This is a genomic window from Stenotrophomonas sp. TWI602 (genome assembly GCF_039674045.1).
GTDB lineage: Bacteria > Pseudomonadota > Gammaproteobacteria > Xanthomonadales > Xanthomonadaceae > Stenotrophomonas.
In genome coordinates this window covers 1-26,832 of record NZ_JBDJMT010000010.1, presented here as the reverse complement: position 1 = coordinate 26,832, position 26,832 = coordinate 1, and the positions used below count along the sequence as shown (strand labels likewise).

The following is a 26,832-nucleotide window of genomic DNA, read 5'->3' as shown; positions in this document are numbered from 1 at the left end:
ACATGGACTTGAAGCGTTGGACCCACTGGCTGTTGCTGGCCCTGCTCACCGTGGTCCTGCCGGCCCAGGCACAGCAACCGCCGGCCGTACTTGATGCGGCCGACAACGGGCTGCTGGTGCTCAGCTACCACGACATCCGCGACGAGGTGGCCGAACGCGGCGACCCGGATGCCTATGCCGTCAGCACGCAGAACTTCGCCGCGCATCTGGACTGGCTGTCGGCCCACGGGTATCACCCGGTCTCGCTGTCGCAGCTGATCACCGCCTCGCAGGGCGGCACGCCGCTGCCGCCCAAGCCGGTGCTGCTTACCTTCGATGATGGCCTGCACAGCGTGTACAGCAAGGTGTTTCCGTTGCTGCGCGCCTACAACTATCCGGCGCTGGTGGCGGTGATCACCGACTACGTGGATATGCCGGCCGGGCGCCAGATCGATTACGGCTACCGCCCGTTCACCCGCGAGGATTTCCTCACCTGGGCGCAGCTGCGTGAGATGCAGAAAAGCGGACTGATCGAACTGGCCAGCCATACCGACAACCTGCACCACGGCGTACAGTCCAACCCACAGGGCAACTCGACGCCGGCGGTGATCACGCGCATCTACGATCCTGCCCGCAAGACCTATGAAACCGCAGGCGAGTACGAGGCCCGCCTGCGCGCCGATCTGGGCCGCAGCGTGGAGCGCATCCAGCGCAATGTCGGCGTCAGCCCCAAGGCGATCGTGTGGCCGTACGCCGCCTACAACGCGCTGAGCAACGACATCGCCGAGCAGCTGGGCATGCCGGTCTCGTTCGATCTGGAAGGCCGCAGCACGCCGGTCAAGCGTGATCTTCATGGCCTGGCGCGCCTGCTGGTGACCAACAACCCGACCGTGGTGCAGCTGGCCTACGAGCTGCGCCGCGATGTCGAGCGCGATGGCATGCGGGCGCTGCAGATCGACCTGGATGCGGTCTACGATGCCGACCCGGTGCAGCTGGCCAAGAACCTGGATGCGCTGATCGAGCGGGTCAAGAAGATCGGCCCCACCCACGTCTTCCTGCAGGCCTTCGCCGATCCGGACGGCAACGGCTCGGCCGACGCGCTGTACTTCCCCAACCGCCATCTGCCGATGCGTGCGGACCTGTTCAACCGGGTGGCGTGGCAGCTCAAGACGCGCGCCGGGGTGAAGGTGTTCGCGTGGCTGCCGGTGCTGGGCTACGAGCTCAAGGACCCGGCCATCCGCAAGGCGCTGGCCATCGAGAGCCCGGAAAGCGACGGCATCTTCCGGCTGGACTTCACCCGGCCGCAGGTCCGCAGGATCATCGATGACATCTACGAAGACCTGGCGATCAACGCCTACTTCGAGGGCCTGCTCTTCCACGATGACGCCTACCTGCGCGACACCGAGCTGACCCAGTTGCCGCCCGAAGACGATGACGGTGCACGCACCCAGGCGCTGATCGACTTCACCCTGGAGCTGCGCACCGCGGCGCAGCGCTGGCGGCCGAAGCTGGGCACCGTGCGTAACCTGTATGCCCAGCCCGTGCTGGAACCGCAGAGCGCGAGCTGGTTCGCCCAGCGTCTGGACCTGTTCAACAAGGCCTACGACCACACCGCCCTGATGGCGATGCCGTGGATGGAAGGCAGCCGCAGCCCGGAACGCTGGCTGGACCGGCTGGTGGTGGCAGTGAAGCAGCACGATCCGCAGTTGTCGCAGACGATGTTCGAGCTGCAGACGCTGGACTGGCGCACCGGCAAGCCGATCCCCGGCGACCGCCTGCGCGCGCAGATCCGCCGTCTACAGGCGCAGGGCGTGCGTCATTTCGCCTGGTATCCGGATGACTTCATCGCCGGACGTCCCTCCACGTATGACGCGCGCGCGGCCATGTCGGCCCGCAGCTTCCCGTACGAGGAAAAGTGAGGTCGCCATGCATCCTCTTCTCTACACCTTGTTCCAGTTCGCCTTCTTCTACCCGATGGTGATGGCGTTCTTCTGGATGTCCGGCGGCCTGTATTACTTCTTCCGGCGCGAACGCAAGGCACGCGACCGCGATGATCCGCCGCCGATGGCTGAGTATCCGTTCGCGTCGATCCTGATCCCGTGCCACAACGAAGCGGAGAACCTGGAAGACACCCTCGGTTCGGCGCTGAAGCAGAACTACCCGGACTTCGAAGTCATCGCCATCAACGATGGCAGCAGCGACGATACCGGGGCACGGCTGGATGCCCTGGCCGCCCTGCACCCACGCCTGCGCGTGGTGCATCTGGACCGCAACCTGGGCAAGGCCAATGCGCTGCGCATGGGCGCGCTGGCGGCACGCTCGGAGTTCCTGGTGTGCATCGATGGCGATGCGATGCTGGAGGAGTACGCCACCCACTGGATGGTCTGGCACCTCACCTCAGGCCCGCGCGTGGGCGCGGTCACCGGCAACCCGCGCATCCGCAACCGTTCCACCCTGCTGGGCCGGCTGCAGGTCGCCGAGTTCTCTTCGATCATCGGCATGATCAAGCGCGCGCAGCGGGTGTATGGGCGCATCTTCACCATCTCCGGGGTGATCGCCGCGTTCCGCCGTACTGCGCTGCATCGGATCGGGTACTGGTCCGACGACATGGTCACCGAGGACATCGACATCAGCTGGCGCCTGCAGATGGATCATTGGGACATCCGCTACGAGCCCAATGCGCTGTGCTTCATCCTGATGCCGGAAACGCTGAAGGGGCTGTGGCGGCAGCGCCTGCGCTGGGCCCAAGGGGGCGTGGAAGTGCTGCTGCGGCACGGTGGCTCGCTGTTCCATTGGCGCAAGCGCCGCATGTGGGGCGTGCTGCTGGAGTACATCCTCAGCGTGCTGTGGGCGTACACGATGCTGGCCATCATCGTGCTGTGGGCACTGGGCAAATTCATGACACTGCCGCCCGAGCTGTACATCGCCACGCTGCTGCCGCAGTGGCATGGCGTGATCCTGGCGCTGGTCTGCCTGCTGCAGTTCGCCAGCAGCCTGATCATCGACCGCCGTTACGAAACGCATATTGGACGTAATTACTTCTGGGTGATCTGGTACCCGATGGCGTACTGGCTCATCAGTCTGTTCACGACCCTGGTAGCGTTCCCCAAGACGATCTTCAAGCGTCGTGGCAAGCGCGCGGTCTGGGTCAGTCCTGACCGGGGTATCCGATGAACACTGTCAAATCCACCCGCCGCTTCGACTCGCGGCTGATCCAGAAACCGCGCCAGCAGCCACGCCTGCAGCGTACTGCCTGGGGCTTTGTGACCATCGCCTTCTGGGCGTTCTACTTCTACCTGTGGGCACCGTTGGTGACGCTGATCTCCTGGCTGCTCGGCGGGCGGATGGCCTGGGCGCAGCTGTACGAACAGAAGCAGACGGTGGATCCGTTCGTGGTGATCGCGCTGCCGGTGATGCTGCTCTGCTGCGCGGCGCTGCTGATCGCCTGGGCCGAGTACAACCGCATGCGCTTCACGGGCAAGGAACGTCGGCTGCCGCATGACGATGTGACCCGCGCCGAGATCGCGCACGACCTCGGCGCGAGTGCCTCAGTGGCCGCGTCGCTGGCCGATGGCAAGTCGGTGACCCTGCACATGGATGAGCACGCGCGGCCGGTACGGGTCACCGCGCAGGCATTGGCGGGCGCGTACAGGTAATCGCGCGGGTGTTGCCAGACCGGTAGTGCCGGCCGCTGGCCGGCTCCACGGGTTGCCACGATGGGAAGGAGCCGGCCAGCGGCCGGCTCTACCGGGTCACGCGCGCGTCTGGCCTTCGCCGCGGACGACGAAGCGCTCCACGGTGAGCGCTTCCAGCCCCATCGGGCCATAGGCGTGCAGGCGAGTGGTGGAGATGCCGATCTCCGCACCCAGGCCGAGCTCGCCACCATCGGAGAAGCGCGAGGAGGCGTTGACCATCACCACCGCCGAACGCAACGCGTGCACGAAGCGTTCGGCGGCGACCGCGTCCTCGGTGGCGATCACTTCGGTATGGTCCGAGCTGTACTGCTGGATATGCGCCAGGGCGGTGTCCAGGTCATCCACCACGCGCACGGCGATGATCAGATCCAGATACTCGGCGGCGTAATCGTCCTCGCTGGCCGCGTCAGCATCGGGCAGCCACTGGCGTGCCACCGCATCGGCGCGTAGCTGCACACCACGTTCGGCCAGCGCCTTCGCCGCCAAGGGCAGGAAGGTCGGCGCGAGGTCGGCATGCACCAGCAGCGTCTCCAGCGAGTTGCAGGCCGACGGCCGGCTGCACTTGCCGTCCACCAGCAGGCGCAGCGCCAGCGCAGGATCGGCGGCGCGGTCCACGTACAGATGGCAGACGCCTTTGTAATGCTTGATCACCGGTACGCGGGCATGCTCGGCCACGAACCGGATCAGCCCTTCCCCGCCGCGCGGAATCGCCAGGTCGATCAGGTCGTTGAGCTGCAGCAGCGCCAGCATGGTCTCGCGGCGCAGATCCTCGACCAGCGTCAGCGCTGCATCGGCAATGCCGGCCTCGCGCAGCGCCCGCTTGAGCGACGCGGCAATCGCGGCATTGGACTGGATCGCCTCCGAGCCACCGCGCAGGATCACGCCGTTGCCGGCCTTGATGCACAGCGCCGCCGCATCGGCGGTCACGTTCGGGCGCGCTTCGTAGATCATCGCGATCACGCCCAGCGGCACGCGCACCTTCTGCACGCGGATGCCATTCGGGCGCACGTCATCGCGGGTGACCTGCCCGACGGGATCGGGCAACGCGGCGACCTCGCGCAGCGCGGCGGCGATACCGGCCAGGCGCTGTGGGTTCAAGGCCAGGCGATCCAGCATCGCCGTGCCGACGCCCTTCTCCGTGGCGGCGGCCAGGTCGCGTGCGTTGGCGGCGAGAATCGCATCGGTATCCGCGTCCAGCGCCGCGGCCATCGCTTCGAGCAGATCGGCCTTGGCGGCGGAGGACAGCTGAGCAAGTTGCTGGGCAGCCTCGCGGCAGGCCAGCGCCTGGGTGCGGATGTCGGTAGTGGAACTGGCGACCATCTCAATATCCTTGAAAAAACACGGTAGAGCCACGCCATGCGTGGCTGGGGGAGGTCGAACGGCCCAGGCTGCGCAGCCACGCATGGCGTGGCTCTCCCGTGGATGTTCTTACGCTTTACAGCAACACCAGATCGTCACGGTGGATGACGTTGCCACCGTAGTTGTAGCCGAGCACGCTTTCGATGTCGCGCGAGTGGCGACCGGCGACGCGGCGGATGTCGCTGGCCGAGTACTGGCTGACACCACGGGCCAGGCAGACCTCGCCGGCCTCGGTGCGTTGCCGGATCTCGACCATGTCACCGCGTCGGAAGTCCCCTTCCGCGCCGACCACGCCGCCGGGCAGCAGCGAGGCGCCCTTGCCACGCAGCGCATCGGCCGCACCGGTATCGACCAGGATCGCGCCCGGTTCCAGCGGCGCGTGCCGCAGCCAGTACTTGCGCGCGGCCACGCGGGTCTGCGCGGCGTGGATGCGGGTGCCGAAGAGGCGGCCTTGGCTGAGCGCGCGCACCACCTCGGCGCTGCGCCCGTTGAACAGGCAGGTCTCGATGCCGACACGCCCGGCCTTGGCCGCGGCCTCCAGCTTGGTATGCATGCCGCCGGTGCCCGCGCCGCTGCCGGCCCCCCCGGCCATCGCCAGCACCTCGACGGTCAGCTCGGGCACATCGTGGATTGGCCGTGCCTGTGGATCACGCCGCGGATCGGCGCTGTACAGGCCGTCGATGTCGGTGGCGATGAACAGCACGTCGGCGTCGATCAGCGCAGCGACGGTCGCAGCCAGATTGTCGTTGTCGCCGAGCTTGAGCTCATCCACCGAAACGGTGTCGTTCTCGTTGACCACCGGCAGCGCGCCCAGCCGCAGCAGTTCGTTGAGCGTGGCGCGGGCATTGAGATAGCGGCGACGGTTGCGCAGGTCGTCATGGGTCAGCAGCACCTGCGCCACCGGGCGTTCGAAGAAGCGCTGCCACAGCCCGATCAACTGCGCCTGGCCCAGCGCCGCCAGTGCCTGCCGTGCGGCCATCGCCGCCCCGGCTTCCAGCGCGCGCGGCACGATCGCCCGACCCGCGGCAACCGCGCCGGAGGACACGATCACCACTTCACGCCCGGCCAGGACATTGGCCGAGACGAACTGGGCCAGCCCCAGTGCGTGGCGGGGCGAGAGGCCGCCGCCATCGGCCGCCAGCAGGCTGCTGCCCACTTTGAGGACGGCGCGTTTCCACTGCGGAACGGCTTGTTCGGTGAACGGCGAAGGCACGGACTGGTTCATGGGGTCGGTGCGCTCAGCGCGTACTCCATTCGTGGATACGGGCGGTGGCACTGCCCTGCACCAGCAGCGGATCGGTGTCGACCAGCGCCTGTGCAGCGGCCAGATCGGCGATGTCCTGCAGGACGTAGGCGCCACCGCTCTTGTCGGTGAAGCCACCGGTCAGCAGCAGCTGCCCGCGGGCCCGCACCTCATCGAGAAAGCGCACGTGCTCGGCACCGACCTCATCGCGGAAGTCCGGCGTGCGGGTGACCATCACCAGATAACAGATTTTCATGTGAGTCCTTTTCCCGGGCGCGCCCGGCAAGACGTTACAAAAACGGCGGCCTTGCGGCCGCCGTCGTGATCACACCAGTGCGGCCCAGCGGGCGCGCAGCTCATCCAGCCGCAGGTCGGCGGCCGCGCCGGGCGACACGCGCGCGGCCAGGCTACCTTCGGGGGTCCGCCCCTGCCCGGCCGTATCCGCCGCCGCGGCGGCGGCCTTGTAGGCCTCGCGGAACGGCACACCGGCCACCGCCGCTTCCACGGCGACATCGGTGGCGTACATGCCCGAATCGATCGCCGCACGCAGCTTGTCGTCGCGCCATTCCAGGTTGGCCAGCAGCGCCGGCAGCAGTTCCAGCGCGGCCAGACCGCGGCCGAAGCCATGGAAGATCGCGCCCTTGCTGCTCTGCAGATCGCGGTGATAGCCCGACGGCAGCGACAGCAGCTGCTCGATCTCGGTGCGGGCCGCGGCCACGCTGGCGTGGGTGGCCCGCATCAGTTCGATCACGTCCGGGTTGCGTTTGTTGGGCATGATCGAACTGCCGGTGGTGTACTGCGCCGGCAGCGCGACAAAGCCGAACTCGCCGCTGGTGAACAGCGACAGGTCCCAGGCGATGCGGCGCAGATCCAGCGTGGCGCCGCCAAGCGCTTCCAGGGCGGCCAGCTCGAACTTCCCGCGCGACAGCTGGGCATAGATCGGCGAGATCTGCATCCGCGCGAAACCGAGTGCCTCGGTGGTGTGCGCGCGGTCCAGCGGCAGGTTCACGCCATAACCGGCGGCCGTGCCGAGCGGATTGGCGTCGACCAGGTTGAAGGTGTCGTGCGCGCGGATCGCGTTGTCGATGAAGGCTTCGGCCCAGCCGGCCCACCACATGCCCGCCGAGGACACGACGGCGCGCTGGATGTGGGTATAGCCCGGCACCGGCAGGTCTTTTTCGGCCTCGGCACGATCCAGCGCCACCTTGGCGATCTCGCGGCTCAGCTCGGCCACGCGCAGCAGCTTGTCCTTCAGCCACAACCGGGTCGCCACCAGGATCTGGTCGTTGCGGCTGCGCCCGGTGTGGATCTTGCGACCGGCATCGCCGAGGCGCTCGGTCAGGCGCGCTTCGATCGCCGAGTGGCAATCTTCGAAGCGCTCATCCAGCACGAACGCACCACTGCGGAAATCCTCGGCCAGCACATCCAGCTCGCGCTGCAGGCCGACGCGTTCGTCGTTGCCGAGAATGCCGATGTTCTCCAGGCCCTGCGCATGCGCCTTGCTGGCTGCCACGTCGTACAGGAAGAACTCGCGGTCCAGGATCACATCATCGCCGGCCAGGAAGGTCTGGATCTTGGCGTCTACCGCCACGCCGGGCTTCTGCCACAGAAGGTCTGCCATGTCTTGCTCCGTAGGCGGATTCGCTCCGCCGGGTTGTCAGGGCGCGCGCAGGGGGCCGCGCGGCGCCGTGGGAATTCAGTGCGGGATCGAGGCCAGTTCGTCCAGGCCCAGTGCCAGGTTGAGGTTCTGCATCGCCTGGGTGGCCGCGCCCTTGAGGAGGTTGTCCAGGGTGGCCACCACCACCACGCGCTTGCCGCCCGGGGCCACGTCGAAGCCGCCGATCTGCACGCCGTGCCGGCCCGCAATCTGGCTTACCCAGGGCGCTTCGTCGATCACGTCGATCAACGCTTCGTTGGCGTAGTACTTCTGATAGAGCGCGATCACGTCCTCGCGCTTGACCACCGTGTTGAGCCACAGGTTCACGGTCATGGTGATGCCGCGGAAGTGCGGCGCCACATGCGGCATGAACTCGACCGGCACGCGCAGGTGCGCAGTGACTTCGCGCTCGTGCACATGGTTGGTCAGCGCATACGGCATGAGGTTGTCACGCAGCAGTTCCGGATTGTTCTTGTCCGAGGGCGTCGTGCCCGCGCCGGAGTAGCCGGAGACACCAAAACACTGCGGCGGGCCGGCCAGCTGCTGCAGCAGCGGGCTGATCGCCAGCTGCATCGCGGTGGCGTAGCAGCCCGGATTGCTGAAGTGCTTCTGGCCCAGGTAGTCGCCCCGGGTCAGCTCCGGCAGGCCGTAATACCAGCTCGGCTCGAAGCGGTGATCGGCCGACAGATCGACGATCACCGTGTCCGGCCTGGCCGCGTCCAGCGCGGTGACGAACGGCGCAGACAGGCCATTGGGCAGTGCCAGGATCACCGCATCCATGCCCTTGGCGGCGACAGCGTCGGCGTCGAGGTTCTCGAACTGCAGTTCACCGTGCCAGTCGCTGTGGTGATCGCTCACGCGCTGGCCGGCCAGTTCGCGCGAAGACACGAAGCCCAGCTGCAGGTGCGGGTGGGCGGCGATCAGCTTGATCAGCTCGGCGCCGGTGTGCCCGCGGGCGCCGACGATGCCGACGGTGAAGGTCTTGGTGCTCATGCGTGTGCGTCCAGGCGGTGCTGCAGGTGGCGTTTCACCCCCTGCCATTCCGCATCGATGATGGAGAAGATGACGGTGTCGCGCGGGGTGCCATCCGGGTGGCGTTTGTGGTTGCGCAGCACGCCGTCCTGCTTGGCCCCCAACCGCGCGATCGCGGTGCGCGAGGTGAGGTTGAACCAGCTGGTCTCGAACACCACGCTCAGGCATTCCAGCCGCTCGAAGGCATGTGTGAGCAGCATCAGCTTGGTTTCGGTATTGATGCCGGTGCGCTGGGCGGCCTCGCCGTACCAGGTGTAGCCGATGCTCAGGCGCGGCACCTCGGCGTCCAGATCGTAGTAGCGGGTGGTGCCGACCACTTCATCGGCCTCGTTGAGGACCGCGAACGGCAACACCTTGCCCTCCGCCTGCGCCTGCAGCGCGGCCTGGACGTAGGCGGTCATGGTCTTCGCACTGGGCACCTGGGTGTACCAGAGCTTGGACAAGGTGCCATCCCCCAGTGCACCGCGCAGGCCATCGATATGCGCCATCTGCAGCGGCTCCAGCCGGGCGTGTGTGCCGGCCAGTGTGGGGACCTTGGTCCAATCGGCGAGATTCATGAGGTTCAGCCCTCCAGGCTGGGGGTGCGTGCGGCGCAATGCTCGACGTACGCTTTGATGCGGTCGAAGCCATCGGCGCCGAACCAGAACACCTTCCAGTGGCCCTGCTTGTAGCAGCCATCGGATTCGGCGTAGTAGAAGTGATTGATCGGGTTGCCGTTGCGTGAGCGCCAGAACAGCTGCGGGGTTTCGTCCAGCATGACATTCCAGACCGCGCGGCCCAGGCCCTCGCCCTGCGCATCGTCGAGCACCGCGAACTTGTCCAGGTAGACGCCTTCGGGCTCGTCGGTGAGGATCACCGCGGTGCGATAGTTCTCGCTCACATAGGCGCGCAGCAGCTTGGTTTTCTGGAAATAGTCCGGCACCAGGGTGCGGCCGAAGCTGGATTCGATCAGCTGCTTCAGGCGCGGCAGGTCCAGTTCGTCCCAGGCGGTGGCGCGCAGCACTTTCTCGCCCTTGCGCACCAGCGTGCCCGAACCCTTGTGGGTGAACAGCTCCTTGGCCAGGTCCGCCGGGCGCGTGATCGACACCGAGGACTCCAGTGGCAGGCGATCCAGAAGGTCCTTGATCTGTTCGATCTTGACCCGCATGCCGCCATGGATCCACGGCTGCTGCATCAGCTGGTCGTACTCGGTGGACAGGTTGATAGAGTCGATCACCTTGCCCTCTTCGTCGAGCAGGCCGCCGGTGCCGGTCAGGAAGATGATCTTGTACGGCTGCAGTTCCTGCACCAGCTCGTTGGCGGCGAAATCGGCGTTGACGTTGAGGATCTGCCCGCAGCGGGTTTCGCCCAGGCTGGTGATCACCGGGATCGAGCCGGCGCGCAGGCTGGCTTCGATCGGAGCCAGGTTGACCTTCTTGACCTCACCGACCAGGCCGTAGGTGGCCTGGTCCAGATACTCGGCTTCGAACACGCCGCCGGTGATCGAGGTTGCGCGCGCACCGTTCTGCTGCAGGGCTTCGACCAGTTGCAGATTGGAGGCCTGGAACACCCGGCGCACGATCGCCAGCCCTTCGGCCGAGGTCACGCGCAGGCCGTTGACGGTCTGCTTCTCGATGCCGGCCGCCGACAGTTCGGCATCCAACTGCGGACCGGCGCCATGCAGCACGATCGGGGTCAGGCCGACTTCCTGCAGGAACGACAGTGAGGAGGTCAGCGCCTCCAGGTCATCGCGCAGCACCGCGCCGCCGACTTTGACCACGGCGAAGCGTTTGGCGTCCAGCTGCGAGAAACGCTTGAGGTACTGGCTGATCTCCTTGGCGCTGGCCATGCTCGAGAGCAGGCGCACGATGGTCTGACGGGTCTGGCGGTGGGGCTGGGAAGAAGGCATTTCGATATCGTCGCAGGCGGCCGGGGCCGCGATGGGAGTTCCGTCAGTGGGGGACCACGACGGCGTCATTCGATCAGGCGCCGTGCGCGATGATGCGGTGCACGGATTCGGCGTAACGCTGCAACTGCTCCAGCGTCACGAACTCATCGGCGGTGTGGGCCTGGGCGATGTCGCCCGGGCCATACACCAGCGTGGTGTAGCCGCCGGCCGAGAACAGTGACGCCTCGGTCCAGAAGTCCACCGCGTTGCCGATCGGAATATCCAGCGCATCGGCCACGTCGCGCGCGGCCAGGCGGCGGTTTTCCGCTTCGGCGATGTCGCCGGCCGGGAAACTGGGGCCCCGGAAGGTCTCGGTGAACTGCGCCGCGGCCGGTTCGGCAAAACCGGCGAAGGTCGCCAGCAGCGCATCGATATCCATCGACGGCAGCGGACGGAAGCCGAACCGCACTTCAGCAGCGGGCGCGATCATGTTGGCCTTGATGCCGCCTTCCACGCGCCCGATGTTGAAGCGCAGGCCGGTCAGCCCGCCAAAGCGCGCATGCGACAACGACTCGACATGGTCCAACGCGCGGTTGCCCCAGCGCATCGCCTGATGCAGTGCACTGGCCGCCGCGTCCTGCTTGCCCGAGGCATGCCCGGCGCGGCCGGTGAACTGCATCAGCACCGAGCTGATGCCACGGTGCGCGAGCACCGCTTCGCTCATGGTCGGCTCGGCCACCAGCACCGCTTCATACGGAATGCCACGGGCCAGGAAGGCGGCGATGCAACGCGGATCGTTGGCTTCCTCGTCGCTGGAGAACAGGAACGCGGCATCGCCATCGCTGGCGTTGGCAGCAGCCACCAAGGCCGCCGCAGCGCCCTTGATGTCACACACGCCCAGCCCGATCACGCGGTCCTCGGCGCGCCGCATCACGTGTGGGTCGGCCGTCCAATGCGGCGAGTCCGGCACGGTATCCAGGTGCACGTTGAACAGGTACTTCGGGGTGCCACGCACCGCATACAGGCTGACCGCACCGTCGCCATGGTCGATCACCTCCACGTTGAACCCGGGCAGGTTCGCACGCAGGTAATCGAAGATGCCGCCGGTGGTGATCGCCCGCGGCGGATTGCGCGTGTCGAAGGACACGAGCTGCTGCAGATGATCGAGTGTCTGTTCCAACATGTGTCTGAGTATCCGTAGGGTTCAAAATCGGTAGTGCCGGCCGCTGGCCGGCTCTGCAATGATCCGGCCGTTCCAGGAGCGGGGGGGGGGCGGGCCTTTATTTTCCCGGGCGTTCCCTGGCCCCGCCCCGCGCCCGCCACTACCCCTCCATCGGCTTTGCGAGGCGCCGGCCAGCGGCCGGCACCCCGGTGAATCGCCTTAGCGGTTGACCTGCGCGTACAAGGTCGAGCTCATACCAAACAGCTTGATGAAGCCTTCGGCCTCTTCCACGCCCCAGTCGGCCGACTGTGCATAGGTGGCGCCCTTGGCATTGAGCAGGTGCGGCGACTTCACGGCCACGGCATCGACACGGCCACCGCGGGTTTCCAGCACCACTTCACCGTTGACCTTGGCCTGCGAGGACTTCAGGAAGGCTTCGATGTCGGTCTTGAGCGGGTCGTGGTAGAAGCCTTCGTACACCAGCTCCACCCACTTGCGCGCCACGTCCGGCTTGAAGCGGTTCTGCTGCTTGGTCAGCACGGCGTCTTCCAGCGCGCGGTGCGCGGCCAGCAGCGAGACCAGGCCCGGCGCTTCGAACACGATGCGACCCTTCAGGCCGATCACGGTGTCACCGGTGTAGACGCCACGGCCCACGCCGTACGGAGCGAACAGCTTGTTGAGCTTGGCCAGGATCTGCTCACCCGGCAGCGCCTTGCCGTCCAGTTCGACGGCTTCGCCCTCGACGAACTTCAGGGTGACCGTCAGTGCCTGTTCCGGCCATTCGCTGCGCGGTGCGCACCAGCCGCGGGCACCTTCGCCCGGGGCTTCCCAACGGTCGATCTCGCCGCCGGACATGGTCAGGCCCAGCAGGTTCTCGTTGATGGTGTAGGCCTGCTGCTTGGCGCGCACGCCGAAGCCGCGCTCTTCCAGGTACTTCTGCTCGTAAGCGCGGGTCTGGGTGTGTTCCTTCTGGATTTCGCGGATCGGCGCGACGATCTGGTAGTCGCCCAGCGCCTTCACGGCCAGGTCGAAGCGGACCTGGTCATTGCCCATGCCGGTGCAACCGTGGGCGATGATGTTGGTACCCAGCTCGGCGGCGCGCTTGAGCGCGGCATCCACGATCAGGTAACGGTCGGACACCAGCAGCGGGTACTGGCCCTGGTAGCCCTCACCGGCCCACACGAACGGCTTGACGAAGCCGCTCCAGATCGCCGGGCCACCGTCGACGGTGACGTGGCTGGTGACGCCCAGTTCGGCCGCACGCTTCTCGATGAAATCGCGCTCCTCGTCATCCACGCCGCCGGTGTCGGCGAACACGGTATGCACGTTGTAGCCGCGCTCCTGCAGGTACGGCACGCAGAAGCTGGTGTCGAGTCCACCGGAGAAGGCCAGGACGATGTCTTTGTTGCTCATGGGGGTCAGGTCCAATAGGGAAAAAAGTTGGGTAGAGCCGACCGTTGGTCGGCTGCAATGTTCGATACCCGTTGATGGCGTTACCGGCCGATCAACGCCGACATGATCGCCTTCTGCACATGCAGGCGGTTTTCAGCTTCGTCGATCGCGATGCACTGCGCCGAGTCCATGACGCCGTCGGTGGCCTTCACGTTGCGGCGCAGCGGCAGGCAGTGGCTGAAGACGCCGTTGTTGGTCAGCGCCATCTTGGCTTCGTCCACGATGAAGTGCTTGTACTGGTCGCGGATCGGCTTTTCCGGTTCCCAGTTGCCGAAGAACGGCAGCGCGCCCCAGCTCTTGGCGTACACCACGTCCGCGCCGGCGTAGGCGCTGGCGATGTCATGGCTGACCTGCAGCGAACCGCCGCTCTCGGCCACGTTCTGCTCGGCCCAGCCCATGTAGCGCTCATCCAGGATGTAATCCGGGGTCGGGCACAGCAGGGTCACGTCCATGCCCATGCGGGTGGCGATGGTCAGCGCCGAGTTGGCCACCGCGGTGTTCAGCGGCTTGGGGTGATAGGTCCAGGTCAGCACGTACTTCTTGCCGCGCAGGTCCTGGGTACCGAAGTGTTCCTGCAGCGCCATCACGTGGGCCAGTTCCTGGCACGGGTGGGTGATGGTTTCCATGTTGATCACCGGCACCGGCGAGTACTTGGCGAAGCTCTTGAGCACTTCGTCTTCGCGATCCTTGGTCCAGTCGATGAACTTCGGGAAGGCACGCACGCCAATCAGGTCGACATAGCGGCCGAGCACTTTGGCCACTTCGGCGATGTGCTCCTCGGTGTCCCCGTCCATCACCGAGCCCAGGTTGAACTCGATCGGCCAGGCGTCCTTGCCCGGCTGCAGCACGATCGCGTGCCCGCCCAGCTGGAACGCACCCAGCTCGAAGCTGGTGCGGGTACGCATGGAGGGGTTGAAGAACACCAGGGCAATCGACTTGCCCTTGAGCTCGTCACCCAGTTTGTTGCGCTTGAACAACGCGGCCTGGGTCAACAGGGCATCCAGGTCGGTGCGGCTCCAATCCTGGGTGTTCAGGAAGTGCTTCAGGGACATCGATCGATCCTTTGCGGCTGGTTTTCCACCGTCACCGGCGGAGGTTGGGGGCGCCGGGGCGCGTTCAGGGCTCAACAAAACGTATACAGATGAAACTTTTCAGATCGTAGAAACGAAAAAACCCAGCGCGGGGGCTGGGTTTTCCAAACAGGCAGCACGAAGCTCCGGTTACCCAGCGAAAATGTGGGGTTCCGGTCGGCGGGCACGCGACGTCATGCCCGTAGCCATACGGGCGGCGCTGGTGTCGTGCTGGAAGTCGGTGAGTTTCATGGCCGCCCATCTTTGCATGCACCCGGAGTGCGTGCAAGGCCTGAATGACAATTCAGGTTGAAGGCATCCACGCCCGGGGCGATGCCGGGAGTCACGGGTTGGCGCCACCGGCCTGATCGTTGCCCACCCAGGGGGTGATCGAGACCCGGATCTTGAGGCGGTTGCCCGGGTCTTCCGGCAGGCGGGAACGGTACTTGGTGCCCTTGTAGACGTAGTCCACGTCGTAGGCGATCGGGCGGCGGAACTCACGGCCGACCGGGATGATCTTGCAGTCCCGGGTCAACAACGGCCCGGTGTTGGCCGGCGTGGCCTCGACCACCACCGTCTCGGCGTAGCCGCTTTCGTCGGTGCTGCCGTCTTCCCGGCGGAAGATCGAGCGTACCGAATCCATGAAGCGGCCGAAGCGGCCTTTGTCTTCCTGCGGCTCCTCGCCGGTGACATTGACCGGCGCGAGCGTGCGGGTGGAGACCGGCTCGCAGTGCTCTTCGGTGCGGGTGGCGCGCAGGGTCTGGAAGACCGGCTCGACGTTGAGCACCTGGGCGTAGTCGAACTTGACGTTCTCCACGATCACCACCCGGTTGCGCACCTCACCCTCCTGGGCGCACGCCCCGAAGGCGGCACTTCCGAGCAGGCAGACCAGCGTCAACAACGAAGCGGATTTCATTGGCAACAGGGAAAAGGACAAGAGGGATAGTTTAGGCAGTGGCAAGCACAAGGGGCTGAACATTACCCTTCCGTGACGTTTCTGCCCATAGGCCGACCCCACCCGCGGGGCAGGAAGCCCGCCACGACGGGCCGGAACGCCTGAAGCCTTCAGCCATACCGCCAGCGGCCGAGGCCGCCGGCCTGCCGTGCCCCACATCCCCCCAAAGCCCCCGACACGTTCTAAAATCGACCGCTTACCCCCGCTCCCGACCCCCATGACCCTGCGCCTGCACAACAACCTGACACGCCAGCTCGAACCGTTCACCCCGCTCGATCCGACCTGTCCGACCCTGTATGTGTGTGGCCCCACGGTCTACAACTACGTCCACATCGGCAATGCCCGTGGGCCGGTGGTGTTCGGCGTACTGGCCGACCTGCTGCGCCGCCGCTTCGGCGGCCTGCGCTATGCGCGCAACATCACCGACGTGGATGACAAGATCAACACGGCCGCGCGCGAGCAGAACGTGCCGATCAGCACCATTACCGACCGTTTCGCCGCCGCCTACCGCGAGGACATGGCCGCACTGGGCGTGGTGCCGCCGGATATCGAGCCGGAAGCCACCGCGCATATCCCCCAGATCGTGACCATGATCGAGCAGCTGATCGCCAACGGGCATGCCTATGCGGCCGAAGGCCACGTGCTGTTCTCGGTGAGCTCCTACACCGACTACGGCAAGCTCTCGCGCCGCGACCCGGACGAGATGCTGGCCGGTGCCCGCGTGGATGTCGCCCCGTACAAGCGCGACCCGGGCGATTTCGTGCTGTGGAAGCCCTCCAGCAACGACCTGCCGGGCTGGGCATCGCCGTGGGGCCGTGGCCGCCCGGGCTGGCACATCGAGTGCTCGGCGATGGCCGCCGCGCACCTGGGGCCGACCATCGATATCCATGCCGGCGGCGTGGACCTGCAGTTCCCGCACCACGAGAACGAGATCGCCCAGAGCGAGTGCGCGCACGGCGGGCAGACCTTCGCCCGGTTCTGGCTGCACAACGGCATGCTCAACTTCGGCGGCGCCAAGATGAGCAAGTCGATCGGCAACATCGAGCGCGTGCACGATCTGGTCCGCCAGCATGCCCCCGAGGCGCTGCGCTATGCGCTGCTGTCGGCCCACTACCGGCAGCCGCTGGACTGGTCCGATGCGCTGATCGAGCAGTCGGTGCGCACCCTGGACCGCCTGTACGGCACGCTGCGCGATCTGGTCGAGGTGGACGCCGCTGCGGTGATTCCGACCGAGATCGAGGCCGCACTGGATGACGACCTCAATACGCCGCAGGCGCTGGCCGAGCTGGCCCGTATCGCCGGTGAGGCACGCAAGGCTGCCGACGCCGACAAGGCGCACTGGAAGTCCGCGCTGCTCGGTGCCGGCCTGGCGCTGGGCCTGCTGCAGCAGGATCCCGCGGCCTGGTTTGGCACCGCAGGCGGCAACGACGACGATGCGGCCATCCAGGCCCTGATCGATGAACGCGCCGCGGCCAAGCAGGCCCGCGACTTCGCCCGCGCCGATGCGATCCGCGACCAGTTGGCCGCCGAGGGCATCGTGCTGGAAGACACCGCCCAGGGCGTGCGCTGGTCGCGCAAGCGCTGAAAGACCGCCCGGCTGACCGTCGGGCGCTACCGGACACCGCCCGATCCACTGGGCACTGCCATGACATCGCCCCGGCCACGGACGGCCGGGCTGCCTCCCCCCGCAACTGCACGGTCACCCACGGACGGCGAACACCGACCCGGAGCCCCCATGACCCCCACCTCCCCGTTCCCGCTCGAACCCACCGCTGCTGAAGCCCAGGCCGCCATCGCCGAGGAATTCGCCTTCTTCGGCGACTGGTCCGAGCGTTACCAGTACCTGATCGACCTCGGCCGCAAACTGCCCACCTTCCCGGAAGCGTGGAAGACCGAGGAGCATCGTCTGCTTGGCTGCCAGTCCATGGTCTGGATCGTGCCGGAGGGCAATGCCGAGGCGCTGCGCTTCCACGCCATCAGTGATTCGGCGATCGTCTCCGGGCTGATCTACCTGGCCCTGCGCGTCTATTCGGGCCGTTCGGCGGCCGAGATTCTGGCCACCGAGCCGAGCTACATCCAGGACATCGGGCTGTCGCGCCACCTGTCCCCGACCCGCAGCAACGGCGTGGCGGCAATGCTGGCCTTCATCCGCGACACTGCCCAAGCGCAGTCGTGACGCTCTCCGCCGATCCGCAGGAGCCGGACAGCGCCCTGCAGCTGCTGGCCCGCCCGGGCTTTTCGCTGGTGCTGGCCTACCGCATCTTCGCGATGCTCTCCTACCAGATCGTCGCGGTGACGGTCGGCTGGCATATCTACGAAGTCACCCGCAATCCGTTCTCGCTGGGCCTGGTCGGCTTGGCCGAAGTGCTCCCGTTCTTCTGCGTGGCGCCGTTTGCCGGCTATCTGGTCGACCACCTTCCCCGCCGCCGGCTGGGCATGGTCGCCTGCAGCGGGCTGGTGATGACCGCACTGGTGCTGACCGCGGTCGCCCAGGGCTGGCTGCCGTTCCACGGGGTGTGGCCGATCTATGCGGCGATCGCACTGACCGGCATGGTCCGCGCGTTCCTCTCGCCGATCTACAACGCACTGTTCGCCCGCGTGCTGGAGCGCACGCAGTACGCGCGTGGCGCGGGACTGGGCGCGGTGGTGTTCCAGACCGGCATGGTGGTCGGCCCGGCACTGGGCGGCGCCCTGGTGGCGTGGGGCGGCAAGGGCGTCGCCTATGGCGTGGCGGTCGGCGTGTCGCTGATCGCGCTGGGCTGCCTGGCCGCGCTGCGCGTCTCCGAGCCGGTGCATACGGGCCCGGCGGCGCCGATCTTCAAGAGCATCGCCGAGGGCGGCCGTTTCGTGCTCGGCAACAGGATCATGGTCGGGGCGATGGCGCTGGACATGTTCTCGGTGCTGCTCGGCGGCGTGGTGGCGATGCTGCCGGCGTTCCTGCACGAAATCCTGCACCACGGGCCGGAGGGGCTGGGCGTGCTGCGGGCGGCGCCGGCGCTGGGCTCGGTGTGCGTGGGGCTGTGGCTGGCGCGTCGGCCGTTGCAGCGCAATGCGGGGCGTGTGCTGTTGTTCGCGGTGGCCGGCTTTGGTCTGTGCGTGATCGGGTTCGGCCTGTCATCGAATTTCTGGCTGTCGGCGGCGATTCTGTTGTTCTACGGTGCGTTCGACGGTGTGTCGGTAGTGGTGCGTTCGACGATTCTGCAGTTGGCGACGCCGGAGGAGATGCGTGGTCGGGTGTCGTCGATCAATGGCATTTTCATCAGTTCGTCCAATGAGTTGGGCGCGTTCTATGCGGGCACGATGGCGAAGCTGTTGGGGCTGGTCCCGGCGGTGGTGCTGGGGGGCTTTGCGGTGTTGAGCGTGGCGGGCATTACGGCCTGGAAGAATCCGACGCTGCGACGGTTGAATCTGCGCGATCTGCATTGAGGATTTGGCCGGCTGGCCGCTTGGGGCTCCCCAGCTGGTCACCGGGCTGGTTGGCTCGCGCTGCGCGGCTGGGGCTGCCGGGGCCGCGGGTTCGGCGCCTGCTTGTTCCTGCGATTGGGCGGCCGGGCAGCGCAGTGCAGGACCCGGACCGGACTGCCCGACCCACTCGAGCACCAGACAGCAAGGCGCCAACGCCCTTCGCGACCAACGCGAACCCACCCGAACCAAAAACAGCCAGCCAAAAAAAACCCGGCCGAAGCCGGGTTTTCCGTAGAAGAGCAACACCAACAGCGCGATCAGTCGCCCTGCTGCTTCTGCAGATGCTCCCAACGCTCCTGCGCATCGATCGTGCGCTCAGCAGTCAGGCGGGCTTCCAGACGATCCAGGCCAATCTCTTCGCCCGTATCCACACAGAAACCGTAATCGCCATCTTCCAGACGCTTCAGCGTGCTGTTGATCTTGCCGATCAGCTTGCGATAACGATCGCGGGTACGCAGTTCCAGCGAGTTCTCGGTCTCGCGGGTGGCGCGCTCGGCCTCATCGCCGATATCACGCACTTCTTCCTGCAGGTTCGCGATGGTCTGCTTGGATTCCTCCACCAGATCATTGCGCCAGTGCTGCAGGCGCTGGCGGAAATACTCCAGCTGCAGCGGGCTCATGTATTCCTCTTCCGCGCTCGGCTTGTAACCGTCGGGCAGGATCGGACGACCGGTGGCTTCGTCAGTCTTGTATTCCACCACCTTCACCTTGGTGCGAGGGGCCGGGGCGGCCGAACGCGCTGCCACGGCAACGGCGACCTTGCCGACCGGACGGGACACGGGCTTGGGGGCGGACTCGGACTTGGCGGGGGTTTTTGCAGGCGATTTCGAAACGGGCACGGGATTCTTGTTTTGCGGGGCCTTGGAGGCGGCGACAGGGGCGACCGGCGCCGGCGTGGACGCCGGAGAAGGTGCCGCCTTGGCCGGGCTCTTGGCCGGGACAGACTTGGCCGGCGCCGGCGATGCCGGCTTCGGTGCGGACTTCACTACGGGTGCTGCAACCGGCTTGGTGGCCGGCTTGGATGCCACGGGCTTGCTGGCGGTCTTGCTGGCCTTTACCGGCGTGGCCGGTGCCTGCTTGACTGCGGTCTTCTTCGCCGGTGCCGGCTTGGACGCCGGTTTGGCGACAGCAGGCGTCACGGTCTTCTTGGCTGCCGTCTTGCTGGCAGCGGCTTTCTTGACGGGCGCCTTGCTCACCGGCTTGCCTGCCGCGCGCTTGGCGGGCTTGGCAACCGGCTTGGCGACCGTCGACTTCTTGGCAACGACCTTCTTGGCGACGGTCTTCTTGGCCACCACCGTCTTGGCAGCAGGCTTCTTGGCGACAGCCTTCTTGACGGTCTTGGCCGGCGACGTGCTGGTCGCCTTTTTAACGGGTGCCGTCCTGGCCGCCGGTTGTTTGGATGCAGGCTTGCCAGCCGGCTTGGCGGCCGGCTTCTTGGCAACGGACTTGGCCGCCAACTTCTTTACAACAGGCTTGGCGGTTTTCTTGGCGGCCTTGACGGCCTTCTTTGCAGTTTTTTTAGCAGCCACGAAACGCTCTTCCTTGGATTCCCCGGGGCCCGGGAAAGCGGGCCTTTATAGCCTACCCGACCAGCAGCAGCAACCACACCGCCTACTCCGTTCAGCCCCGGAGTCGCAAGGCGTGCGACCGGCCCGCCTGGCAGGCGGGCCAACGTGCGCAGTTCGGTACCTGACCCGGCAACACCGCCGGGGCGGCCCGTCGCGCGCGTGGGTGCGGACGGGTCCAACGCCCCATCCTGCGACAAATGCGCCCTTCATGCCAACTGGAATAAGATTGGGGGGTGATCTCACGCCTGCTCATCGCCCTGCTGCGCTTCTACAAGCGCTTCATCAGCCCGCTGCTGGGGCCGCGTTGCCGCTTCATGCCCAGCTGTTCTGAATACGCCATGCAAGCCATCGCCACCCATGGCCCCGCGCGCGGCAGCTGGCTGGCCGCGCGCCGGCTGGGCCGCTGCCATCCCTTCCATCCCGGTGGCATCGACGAGGTGCCCCCGCGCGCCGCGCACGACGCCACCTGCCGCTGCACAGGAAAACACTGAATGTCCTCCACGCTCATCGTCAACGCCCGCCTGGTCAACGAAGGCTCCGTCACCCAGGGTGACCTGCGCATCGAAGATGGCCGCATCGCGCAGATCGGCCCCGGCCTGGACGCCCGTCCCGGCGAAACCGTGGTCGACGCCGCCGGCCGCTGGCTGCTGCCGGGCATGATCGACGACCAGGTCCATTTCCGTGAGCCCGGCCTGACCCACAAGGGCGACATCGCGACCGAATCGGCCGCGGCCGTCGCCGGGGGCCTGACCAGCTTCATGGACATGCCCAACACCAACCCGCCCACGCTCAACGCCGAAATCCTGCAGGCCAAGTACGATGCCGCCGCCGGCCGCGCGCGCGCCAACTACGGCTTCTACATGGGCGCCAGCAACGACAACCTGGCCCACATCCAGTCGCTGGATCCCAAGACCGCGCCGGGCATCAAGGTGTTCATGGGCGCGTCCACCGGCAACATGCTGGTGGACAACCCGGAAACGCTCGATGCGATCTTCCGCGACGCGCCCACACCGATCATCACGCACTGCGAAGACACGCCGATGATCGATGCCAAGGCCAAGGAGTACGCCGAGAAATATGGCGATGCACTGAGTGCCGAGCAGCACCCGGACATCCGCTCGCGCGAGGCCTGTTTGAAGTCCTCCGAGCTGGCCGTGTCGCTGGCCAAAAAGCATGGCACCCGCCTGCACGTGCTGCATATCTCCACCGCCGATGAGCTGGCCCTGTTCGAACGCGGCCCGCTGATCCGCGCCGATGGCAGCCGCAAGCAGATCACCGCCGAAACCTGCATCCACTTCCTGCGTTTCGACCGCAGCGATTACGCGCGGCTGGGCAACCTGATCAAGTGCAACCCGGCGATCAAGGAAGCCAGCGACCGCGAAGCGCTGACCCGCGCCGTGGCCGATGACGTGATCGACGTGCTCGCCACCGATCATGCGCCGCACACCTGGGAAGAAAAGCAGAAGCCCTATGCACAGGCGCCGTCCGGCCTGCCGCTGGTGCAGTACGCACTGGTCGCCGCGCTGGAACTGGTGCACGAAGGCAAGCTGGAGATCACCCAGGTCGTGCAGAAGTTCGCGCACGCACCGGCGCAGCTGTTCGACGTGAGCCAGCGCGGCTACCTGCGCGAAGGCTACTTCGCCGATCTGGTGCTGGTCGAAGATGTGCCCTTCACCGTCAAGCGCGAAGACGTGCTGTCCAAGTGCGGCTGGTCGCCGTTTGAGGGCACCACCTTCCGTTCGCGCATCGCCTCGACCTGGGTCAACGGGCAGCTGGCGTGGGATGGCGAGAAACTGGTGGGTTCGCCGAACGGCCAGCGCATGAGCTTCGACCGCTGATGCGGGCACGGGTGTTGAGCGCGGCCCTGGCGGCCGCAGGCGTCGTAGCGATGGGCAGTCTGCTGCCCTCGCCCGCCGTGGCCCAGGCCGATGCGCGTGTGGTGTTTCCGGCCAGCGCCTCGCAGGGCGCGATGGTGATCGGCAAGGTGCCGGCCGGCAGCGTCGTGCAATACGGCGACCGCACCCTGCGCGTGAGCGGGTACGGCAGCGTGGTGTTCGGCATCGGCCGCGATGAGAAAGGTCCGCTGCAGGTGCAGGTGACGCGCCCGGACGGCGGCAGCGAAACGGCCAGCATCGCGGTCACCCCGCGTGACTGGCCGACCGAGCGCGTCAACGGCGTGCCCCCCAAGACGGTCAATCCGCCGCCGGCGATTGCCGAGCGGATCAAGCGTGAGCAGGCGCAGGTCACCGCCGCGCGTGCCCGCGATGACAATCGCGCCGGCTTCGCACAGGCCTTCATCTGGCCGGTGCAGGGCCGCATCAGCGGCCGCTTCGGCAATGCGCGCGTCTATAACGGCCAACCCGGTTCGGGCCACTCCGGCATGGACATCGCGGTGCCGACCGGCACCCCGGTGAAGGCACCGGCCGCAGGCGTGGTCACCTTTGCTGGCCCGGACCTGTACCTGACCGGCGGCACGCTGCTGCTGGATCACGGCTTCGGGATCAGTTCGAATTTCCTGCACCTGTCGCGCATCGACGTGAACGTCGGCGACCGCGTCGAGCAGGGTCAGGTGATCGCCGCCGTCGGTGCGACCGGTCGCGCGACCGGCCCGCATCTGCATTGGGGCATGAACTGGTTCGATACCCGCATCGACCCGCTGCTGGTGCTGGAACGCGGGAAATAACGAAGTGCCGGCTGCTGGCCGGCACGCACGCTCAGCCGCGCGCCGCCCACCAGGTCAGCCACAGCGTCCGCATCGGCGTGGCCTGGTACTGGCGGTCCTGCGCCCAGGTCTGCTGGCGGGCACGGGCCAACGCGGCGTACAGCCGGCGGGGCCGCGGGCCGGCAACCCGCGCCGGCCACTTCGCGAGCAGCTGCTGCGCCCACTTGCGCGGTGCCGCGGTGTCATCCTCGGCCAGCAGCGAACGCGGAATGGCGGCGACGCCACTCTCGTGCAGCCGCTGGGCCAGGGTCTGCACCAGCACCGGGGTGGCGACATCGCCACGCGCCGGGGTATCGAACATCACCGCCTCGACCGCGGCCACAGCGGCCGCATACGCCTGCAGCGAGCGCAGCGCCTGCGCCGGATCGACCGGCACCGCACGCGCGTCGATCAGATCCGGCAGCGTCTCGGCCATCTGCGCCCACGGCGCGCGCACCGGCTCGAGCACGCGGCCCAGCGGATGGCGCGAGCGCTGTGCGGACCAGCTGCGCAGCTCTTCGCCCCACCACGCCAGTTTGGCATCGGAGGGCATCGGGTCGCCGGCGGTATTGAGGATGTCGTCGAACTCCTGCAGCAGCGAGAACCACGCCACCACCAGGGTGCGCTGGTTCTCGGGCACGAAGCGTTCGGCCACCTGCCACTCGGGCCAGCGGGTCCGCCACTTGTCCAGGAAACTGTCCAGGGCGCTTGGAGTACTCACGGTGTATTCCTTGAAAGGCTAGAGCGTGCGCGGAAGCGGCCACGCCTTGGCATGTTGCAGGTGTTCGGGAAGTGCGATCAGCGTATCGGCGCCCCAGGCCACGGGATCGTCGGCGTCGAGCCGGTAACCCCACAGCGCGGCGACCGAGGCCATGCCGGCGGCGTTGGCGGCGACGATGTCGCGCTCGTCATCGCCCACGTAGATGCAGGTGCCCGGGGCGATGCCCATGCGCTCGGCGGCGGCCAACAGCGGCAGTGGATGCGGCTTGCGCTGGGCCAGGGTGTCGCCGCCGATCAGCACCTTGCAGCGCTGTTGCCAGCCCAGCTGCGGCACGATCAGCCGGGCCAGATACTCGGGCTTGTTGGTCACGATGCCCCACGCGCAGCCGGCCGCATCGAGCGCGTCGAGCATGCCGGCGATGCCATCGAACAGCACGGCATGCTGGCCGATCAGGCCTTCGTAGCGCGCCAGGAACTCCGGCACCAGCGCATCACGCTCGGCCTGCCCCAGCGCGGGAAAGGCCACCGATACCATCGCGCGCGAGCCCTTGGAGACCACCGGGCGCAACGCCCCCAGGGTGATCGGCGCGCGCCCGCGAGCGGCCAGCATCGCGTTGGCGGTGGCCAGCATGTCCGGTGCGCTGTCCAGCAGGGTGCCGTCCAGATCGAACAGCACCGCCGGCGGGAAACCGAACTCAGACACGTGCCGCGTCGTCCGGCTTGACCGCGTGGGCCAGGTAGTTGATGTCGGTGCGCATGCTCAGGCGGGCACGGTTGCGCCACGGCTCGTAGGCCATGCCGCTGACATCGCGCAGGTTGAAATCGGCCTCGCGCAGCCACTTGCCCAGCTCGGCCGGCTTGATGAAATCCTGGTAGTGATGCGTGCCCTTGGGCAGCAGCCGCGCCACGTACTCGGCACCGACGATCGCCACGGCGAACGCGGCCGGCGTGCGGTTCACGGTGGACAGGAACAGCTGCCCGCCCGGCTTGAGCAGACGGTGGCAGGCGGCGATGATCGCGCCCGGGTCCGGCACGTGCTCGAGCATTTCCATGCAGGTGACGACATCGAAGCTGCCCGGCTGTTCGGCGGCCAGGTCTTCAGCGGCCTGCACGCGGTAGTCGACCGTGACGCCCGACTCCAGCCCGTGCAGGCGGGCGACCTTGACCAGTTCCGGGGCCAGATCGATCGCGGTGACGTCCGCGCCTTCCTTGGCCAGCGCTTCGCTGAGCAGGCCGCCACCGCAGCCGATATCGAGCACGCGGGCGCCGCGCAGGGTGACGCGCTGGGCGACGTACTGCAGGCGCACCGGGTTCAACGCGTGCAGCGGCTTCTGCGGGCCATCGACGTCCCACCAGCGGTTGGCGAGCGCGGCGAACTTGTCCAGTTCGGCCTGATCGAAATTGGTGGAAGCATGGGGGGTGTTCATGGGGATCCTTGATGCATCAAGCACGGATGTGTCGGATACGCTCGCGCCACTGGCGGGCGTTGGCGACGATCGCGGCGGTGTCCATGCCGACCAGTTCGCGCTGGACCAGCTTGGGCTGGCCGGCGATCCAGACATCGCTGACCTGGTGGCGGCCGGCGGCGTAGACGAGCTGCGAAAGCACATGGTGCAGCGGTTGGGTTTCCAGCGCGGAGAGATCCACGCAGACCAGGTCGGCCTGCTTGCCGACCTCGATCGAGCCGATGCGGTCGCCGAAGCCCAGCGCGCGTGCGCCGCCCAGGGTGGCCGCACGCAACGTGGTGGCCGCGTCCAGCGCGGTGGCGTCATTGGCCACGGCCTTGGCCAGGATCGCCGCGGTGCGGTTCTCGCTGAACATGTCCAGGTCATTGTTGCTGGCGCAGCCGTCGGTGCCGATCGCCAGGTTCACACCGGCGCGCTGCAGCGCGCAGGCCGGACAGAACCCGGAGGCCAGCTTGAGGTTGGATTCCGGGCAGTGCACCACGCTGACGCCGCGCTCGGCGCACAGGTGGATTTCGGCCTCGGTCAGCTGGGTCATGTGCACCGCGATCAGGCGGTCGTTGACCAGGCCGAGCCGGTCCAGACGCGCCAGCGGACGCTGGCCATGCAGCTTGATCGAGTCGCTGATTTCCTGCGCGGTTTCATGCGTGTGCAGGTGCACCTGCATGTCCAGCTGGTCGGACAGCATGCGCACGCGTTCGAAGTTCGCGTCGTTGACGGTGTACGGCGCGTGCGGGGCGAACGAGGTGCCGATCAGCGGATCGTTGCGCCACTGGTCGTGCAGCTCGCCGGCCTTGGCGAAGTACTCGTCGTCGGTCTTGGCCCAGGCGGTCGGGAAATCGATGATCACCGCACCGACCAGCGCACGGAACCCGTGCTGCTTGTAGACGGCGGCCTGGACGTCGGAGAAGAAGTAGTTTTCGTTGGCGCAGGTGGTACCGCCGCGCAGCATCTCGGCGATCGCCAGGGTGGTGCCGTCGGCCACGAACTCCGGGCCGATCACCGCCGCTTCCACCGGCCAGATGTGCTGCTGCAGCCAGACCATCAGCGGCAGGTCGTCGGCGACGCCCCGCAGCAGGGTCATGGGATTGTGGGTATGCGCGTTGACCAGGCCCGGCATCAGGGCCGCGTCGGGGCGGGATACGGTCTGCTTGGGTGCAAAGCGCTCGCGCGCTTCGGCACGCGGCAGGATCGCGACGATCTCGCCGCCACGCACGGCCACGGCATGGTCTTCCAGCACCACCGCATGCGGCTCGATCGGGACCACGTAACCGGCTTCGATCAACAGGTCACAGGCTTCGGGAATGCGGGCGGTGTCGGTCATGCGGGCTCACTTGTCTGGGCGGACGACCCGAGGGTGTGGGCGACCGGGACGCTTGGAGGTGGAGCCGACCGTTGGTCGGCTCTACCGGGTGCGGTGTCGGCCGGTACCGCAGCCGACCAA

Annotated in this window: 25 protein-coding genes; 9 read left to right on the top strand and 16 right to left on the bottom strand. The window is 67.1% G+C overall.

Features of this window, described 5'->3' with window-relative positions:
- The first annotated feature begins 2 nt into the window (after nt 1–2).
- Genes pgaB through pgaD form a run of 3 tightly spaced genes read left to right on the top strand, consistent with a single transcriptional unit; the run spans nt 3 to nt 3,635 of the window.
- A complete protein-coding gene (gene pgaB / locus ABE483_RS11240; protein ID WP_346481718.1) occupies nt 3–1,898 on the top strand; it encodes a poly-beta-1,6-N-acetyl-D-glucosamine N-deacetylase PgaB in 1,896 nt (631 codons plus the stop codon).
- A gap of 7 nt (nt 1,899–1,905) precedes the next feature.
- Nucleotides 1,906–3,153: a poly-beta-1,6-N-acetyl-D-glucosamine synthase gene (gene pgaC / locus ABE483_RS11235; protein ID WP_313212276.1), complete on the top strand. Its 1,248-nt coding sequence runs from the start codon at nt 1,906–1,908 to the stop codon at nt 3,151–3,153.
- The gene (gene pgaD, locus ABE483_RS11230; RefSeq protein WP_346481717.1) at nt 3,150–3,635 is read left to right on the top strand and encodes a poly-beta-1,6-N-acetyl-D-glucosamine biosynthesis protein PgaD; all 486 of its coding nucleotides are present in this window, start codon (nt 3,150–3,152) and stop codon (nt 3,633–3,635) included. The genes pgaC and pgaD overlap by 4 nt, the downstream gene beginning before the upstream one ends.
- Before the next feature lie 96 nt (nt 3,636–3,731).
- On the opposite strand, the gene ABE483_RS11225 is transcribed toward pgaD, so the two are convergent.
- From ABE483_RS11225 to ABE483_RS11175, 11 genes are all read right to left on the bottom strand, one after another.
- Nucleotides 3,732–4,994, bottom strand: a complete 1,263-nt coding sequence (locus tag ABE483_RS11225) for a glutamate-5-semialdehyde dehydrogenase (protein WP_346481716.1) — start codon at nt 4,992–4,994, stop codon at nt 3,732–3,734.
- Between the two features lie 115 nt (nt 4,995–5,109).
- Nucleotides 5,110–6,258 carry a glutamate 5-kinase gene (gene proB / locus ABE483_RS11220; RefSeq protein ID WP_121038175.1) on the bottom strand — a complete coding sequence of 383 codons (1,149 nt, stop codon included), beginning with the start codon at nt 6,256–6,258 and terminating at the stop codon, nt 5,110–5,112.
- A gap of 13 nt (nt 6,259–6,271) precedes the next feature.
- The gene (locus tag ABE483_RS11215; protein ID WP_313218896.1) at nt 6,272–6,532 is read right to left on the bottom strand and encodes a YciI family protein; all 261 of its coding nucleotides are present in this window, start codon (nt 6,530–6,532) and stop codon (nt 6,272–6,274) included.
- 69 nt (nt 6,533–6,601) lie between these two features.
- Entirely contained in the window at nt 6,602–7,897 is a 1,296-nt protein-coding gene (argH, locus tag ABE483_RS11210; protein WP_293981763.1) for an argininosuccinate lyase, read from the bottom strand.
- A gap of 75 nt (nt 7,898–7,972) precedes the next feature.
- The gene (gene argC / locus ABE483_RS11205; RefSeq protein ID WP_346481715.1) at nt 7,973–8,926 is read right to left on the bottom strand and encodes an N-acetyl-gamma-glutamyl-phosphate reductase; all 954 of its coding nucleotides are present in this window, start codon (nt 8,924–8,926) and stop codon (nt 7,973–7,975) included.
- Nucleotides 8,923–9,522: a GNAT family protein gene (locus ABE483_RS11200; RefSeq protein WP_259261505.1), complete on the bottom strand. Its 600-nt coding sequence runs from the start codon at nt 9,520–9,522 to the stop codon at nt 8,923–8,925. Before ABE483_RS11200 ends, argC begins: the two co-directional genes overlap by 4 nt.
- A gap of 5 nt (nt 9,523–9,527) precedes the next feature.
- Nucleotides 9,528–10,853 carry an acetylglutamate kinase gene (locus ABE483_RS11195; protein ID WP_313212351.1) on the bottom strand — a complete coding sequence of 442 codons (1,326 nt, stop codon included), beginning with the start codon at nt 10,851–10,853 and terminating at the stop codon, nt 9,528–9,530.
- Nucleotides 10,854–10,926: 73 nt separating this feature from the next.
- Nucleotides 10,927–12,015: an acetylornithine deacetylase gene (locus ABE483_RS11190; protein ID WP_313218901.1), complete on the bottom strand. Its 1,089-nt coding sequence runs from the start codon at nt 12,013–12,015 to the stop codon at nt 10,927–10,929.
- Nucleotides 12,016–12,213: 198 nt separating this feature from the next.
- On the bottom strand, nt 12,214–13,407 hold the full coding sequence (locus ABE483_RS11185) for an argininosuccinate synthase (protein WP_313212353.1): 1,194 nt from the start codon (nt 13,405–13,407) through the stop codon (nt 12,214–12,216).
- A gap of 80 nt (nt 13,408–13,487) precedes the next feature.
- The gene (locus ABE483_RS11180; RefSeq protein WP_123730719.1) at nt 13,488–14,498 is read right to left on the bottom strand and encodes an N-acetylornithine carbamoyltransferase; all 1,011 of its coding nucleotides are present in this window, start codon (nt 14,496–14,498) and stop codon (nt 13,488–13,490) included.
- Between the two features lie 361 nt (nt 14,499–14,859).
- On the bottom strand, nt 14,860–15,432 hold the full coding sequence (locus tag ABE483_RS11175; RefSeq protein ID WP_313212372.1) for a hypothetical protein: 573 nt from the start codon (nt 15,430–15,432) through the stop codon (nt 14,860–14,862).
- 256 nt (nt 15,433–15,688) lie between these two features.
- Between ABE483_RS11175 and cysS the strand changes: the two genes are divergently transcribed.
- From cysS to ABE483_RS11160, 3 genes are all read left to right on the top strand, one after another.
- Nucleotides 15,689–17,056 carry a cysteine--tRNA ligase gene (cysS, locus tag ABE483_RS11170; protein WP_346481714.1) on the top strand — a complete coding sequence of 456 codons (1,368 nt, stop codon included), beginning with the start codon at nt 15,689–15,691 and terminating at the stop codon, nt 17,054–17,056.
- A 150-nt stretch (nt 17,057–17,206) separates the two neighbouring features.
- Complete coding sequence (locus ABE483_RS11165; protein WP_313212355.1) at nt 17,207–17,647, top strand: SufE family protein; 441 nt, start codon at nt 17,207–17,209, stop codon at nt 17,645–17,647.
- Nucleotides 17,644–18,897 (top strand): MFS transporter, encoded by a 1,254-nt coding sequence (locus ABE483_RS11160; RefSeq protein ID WP_123730715.1) that lies wholly within the window; start codon nt 17,644–17,646, stop codon nt 18,895–18,897. Before ABE483_RS11165 ends, ABE483_RS11160 begins: the two co-directional genes overlap by 4 nt.
- A gap of 296 nt (nt 18,898–19,193) precedes the next feature.
- Here ABE483_RS11160 and dksA read toward each other — a convergent pair whose 3' ends face one another.
- Nucleotides 19,194–20,465 carry an RNA polymerase-binding protein DksA gene (gene dksA / locus ABE483_RS11155; RefSeq protein ID WP_313218906.1) on the bottom strand — a complete coding sequence of 424 codons (1,272 nt, stop codon included), beginning with the start codon at nt 20,463–20,465 and terminating at the stop codon, nt 19,194–19,196.
- A gap of 272 nt (nt 20,466–20,737) precedes the next feature.
- On the opposite strand from dksA, the gene yidD reads away from it, so the two are divergent.
- From yidD to ABE483_RS11140, 3 genes are read left to right on the top strand one after another with little or no spacing between them, the layout of a single operon-like run.
- Nucleotides 20,738–20,995, top strand: coding sequence for a membrane protein insertion efficiency factor YidD (gene yidD / locus ABE483_RS11150; protein ID WP_121038212.1), 258 nt, complete (start codon nt 20,738–20,740; stop codon nt 20,993–20,995).
- The gene (locus tag ABE483_RS11145) at nt 20,996–22,342 is read left to right on the top strand and encodes a dihydroorotase (RefSeq protein ID WP_346463769.1); all 1,347 of its coding nucleotides are present in this window, start codon (nt 20,996–20,998) and stop codon (nt 22,340–22,342) included.
- Complete coding sequence (locus ABE483_RS11140; RefSeq protein WP_346481713.1) at nt 22,342–23,187, top strand: M23 family metallopeptidase; 846 nt, start codon at nt 22,342–22,344, stop codon at nt 23,185–23,187. The genes ABE483_RS11145 and ABE483_RS11140 overlap by 1 nt, the downstream gene beginning before the upstream one ends.
- A gap of 31 nt (nt 23,188–23,218) precedes the next feature.
- Here the strand turns inward: ABE483_RS11140 and ABE483_RS11135 are convergent, their stop codons facing one another.
- The 4 genes from ABE483_RS11135 to ABE483_RS11120 are packed head-to-tail and all read right to left on the bottom strand — an operon-like array spanning nt 23,219 to nt 26,712.
- On the bottom strand, nt 23,219–23,926 hold the full coding sequence (locus ABE483_RS11135; RefSeq protein WP_346481712.1) for a squalene/phytoene synthase family protein: 708 nt from the start codon (nt 23,924–23,926) through the stop codon (nt 23,219–23,221).
- A gap of 18 nt (nt 23,927–23,944) precedes the next feature.
- Nucleotides 23,945–24,628, bottom strand: a complete 684-nt coding sequence (locus ABE483_RS11130; protein WP_313212361.1) for a phosphoglycolate phosphatase — start codon at nt 24,626–24,628, stop codon at nt 23,945–23,947.
- Complete coding sequence (ubiG, locus tag ABE483_RS11125) at nt 24,621–25,352, bottom strand: bifunctional 2-polyprenyl-6-hydroxyphenol methylase/3-demethylubiquinol 3-O-methyltransferase UbiG (protein WP_346465980.1); 732 nt, start codon at nt 25,350–25,352, stop codon at nt 24,621–24,623. Before ubiG ends, ABE483_RS11130 begins: the two co-directional genes overlap by 8 nt.
- A gap of 16 nt (nt 25,353–25,368) precedes the next feature.
- Complete coding sequence (locus ABE483_RS11120; RefSeq protein ID WP_346463774.1) at nt 25,369–26,712, bottom strand: TRZ/ATZ family hydrolase; 1,344 nt, start codon at nt 26,710–26,712, stop codon at nt 25,369–25,371.
- Nucleotides 26,713–26,832 lie beyond the last annotated feature (120 nt).

Coding starts and splice junctions, on each gene's coding strand:
- ABE483_RS11225 (WP_346481716.1), bottom strand. CDS start 4,994: ATGGTCGCCAGTTCCACTACCGACATCCGCACCCAGGCGCTGGCCTGC.
- ABE483_RS11180 (WP_123730719.1), bottom strand. CDS start 14,498: ATGTCCCTGAAGCACTTCCTGAACACCCAGGATTGGAGCCGCACCGAC.
- ABE483_RS11195 (WP_313212351.1), bottom strand. CDS start 10,853: ATGCCTTCTTCCCAGCCCCACCGCCAGACCCGTCAGACCATCGTGCGC.
- ABE483_RS11190 (WP_313218901.1), bottom strand. CDS start 12,015: ATGTTGGAACAGACACTCGATCATCTGCAGCAGCTCGTGTCCTTCGAC.
- argC (WP_346481715.1), bottom strand. CDS start 8,926: ATGAGCACCAAGACCTTCACCGTCGGCATCGTCGGCGCCCGCGGGCAC.
- cysS (WP_346481714.1), top strand. CDS start 15,689: ATGACCCTGCGCCTGCACAACAACCTGACACGCCAGCTCGAACCGTTC.
- ABE483_RS11165 (WP_313212355.1), top strand. CDS start 17,207: ATGACCCCCACCTCCCCGTTCCCGCTCGAACCCACCGCTGCTGAAGCC.
- proB (WP_121038175.1), bottom strand. CDS start 6,258: ATGAACCAGTCCGTGCCTTCGCCGTTCACCGAACAAGCCGTTCCGCAG.
- ubiG (WP_346465980.1), bottom strand. CDS start 25,352: ATGAACACCCCCCATGCTTCCACCAATTTCGATCAGGCCGAACTGGAC.
- ABE483_RS11145 (WP_346463769.1), top strand. CDS start 20,996: ATGTCCTCCACGCTCATCGTCAACGCCCGCCTGGTCAACGAAGGCTCC.
- ABE483_RS11120 (WP_346463774.1), bottom strand. CDS start 26,712: ATGACCGACACCGCCCGCATTCCCGAAGCCTGTGACCTGTTGATCGAA.
- ABE483_RS11200 (WP_259261505.1), bottom strand. CDS start 9,522: ATGAATCTCGCCGATTGGACCAAGGTCCCCACACTGGCCGGCACACAC.
- ABE483_RS11175 (WP_313212372.1), bottom strand. CDS start 15,432: ATGAAATCCGCTTCGTTGTTGACGCTGGTCTGCCTGCTCGGAAGTGCC.
- pgaB (WP_346481718.1), top strand. CDS start 3: ATGGACTTGAAGCGTTGGACCCACTGGCTGTTGCTGGCCCTGCTCACC.
- ABE483_RS11140 (WP_346481713.1), top strand. CDS start 22,342: ATGCGGGCACGGGTGTTGAGCGCGGCCCTGGCGGCCGCAGGCGTCGTA.
- argH (WP_293981763.1), bottom strand. CDS start 7,897: ATGGCAGACCTTCTGTGGCAGAAGCCCGGCGTGGCGGTAGACGCCAAG.
- pgaC (WP_313212276.1), top strand. CDS start 1,906: ATGCATCCTCTTCTCTACACCTTGTTCCAGTTCGCCTTCTTCTACCCG.
- ABE483_RS11215 (WP_313218896.1), bottom strand. CDS start 6,532: ATGAAAATCTGTTATCTGGTGATGGTCACCCGCACGCCGGACTTCCGC.
- pgaD (WP_346481717.1), top strand. CDS start 3,150: ATGAACACTGTCAAATCCACCCGCCGCTTCGACTCGCGGCTGATCCAG.
- ABE483_RS11185 (WP_313212353.1), bottom strand. CDS start 13,407: ATGAGCAACAAAGACATCGTCCTGGCCTTCTCCGGTGGACTCGACACC.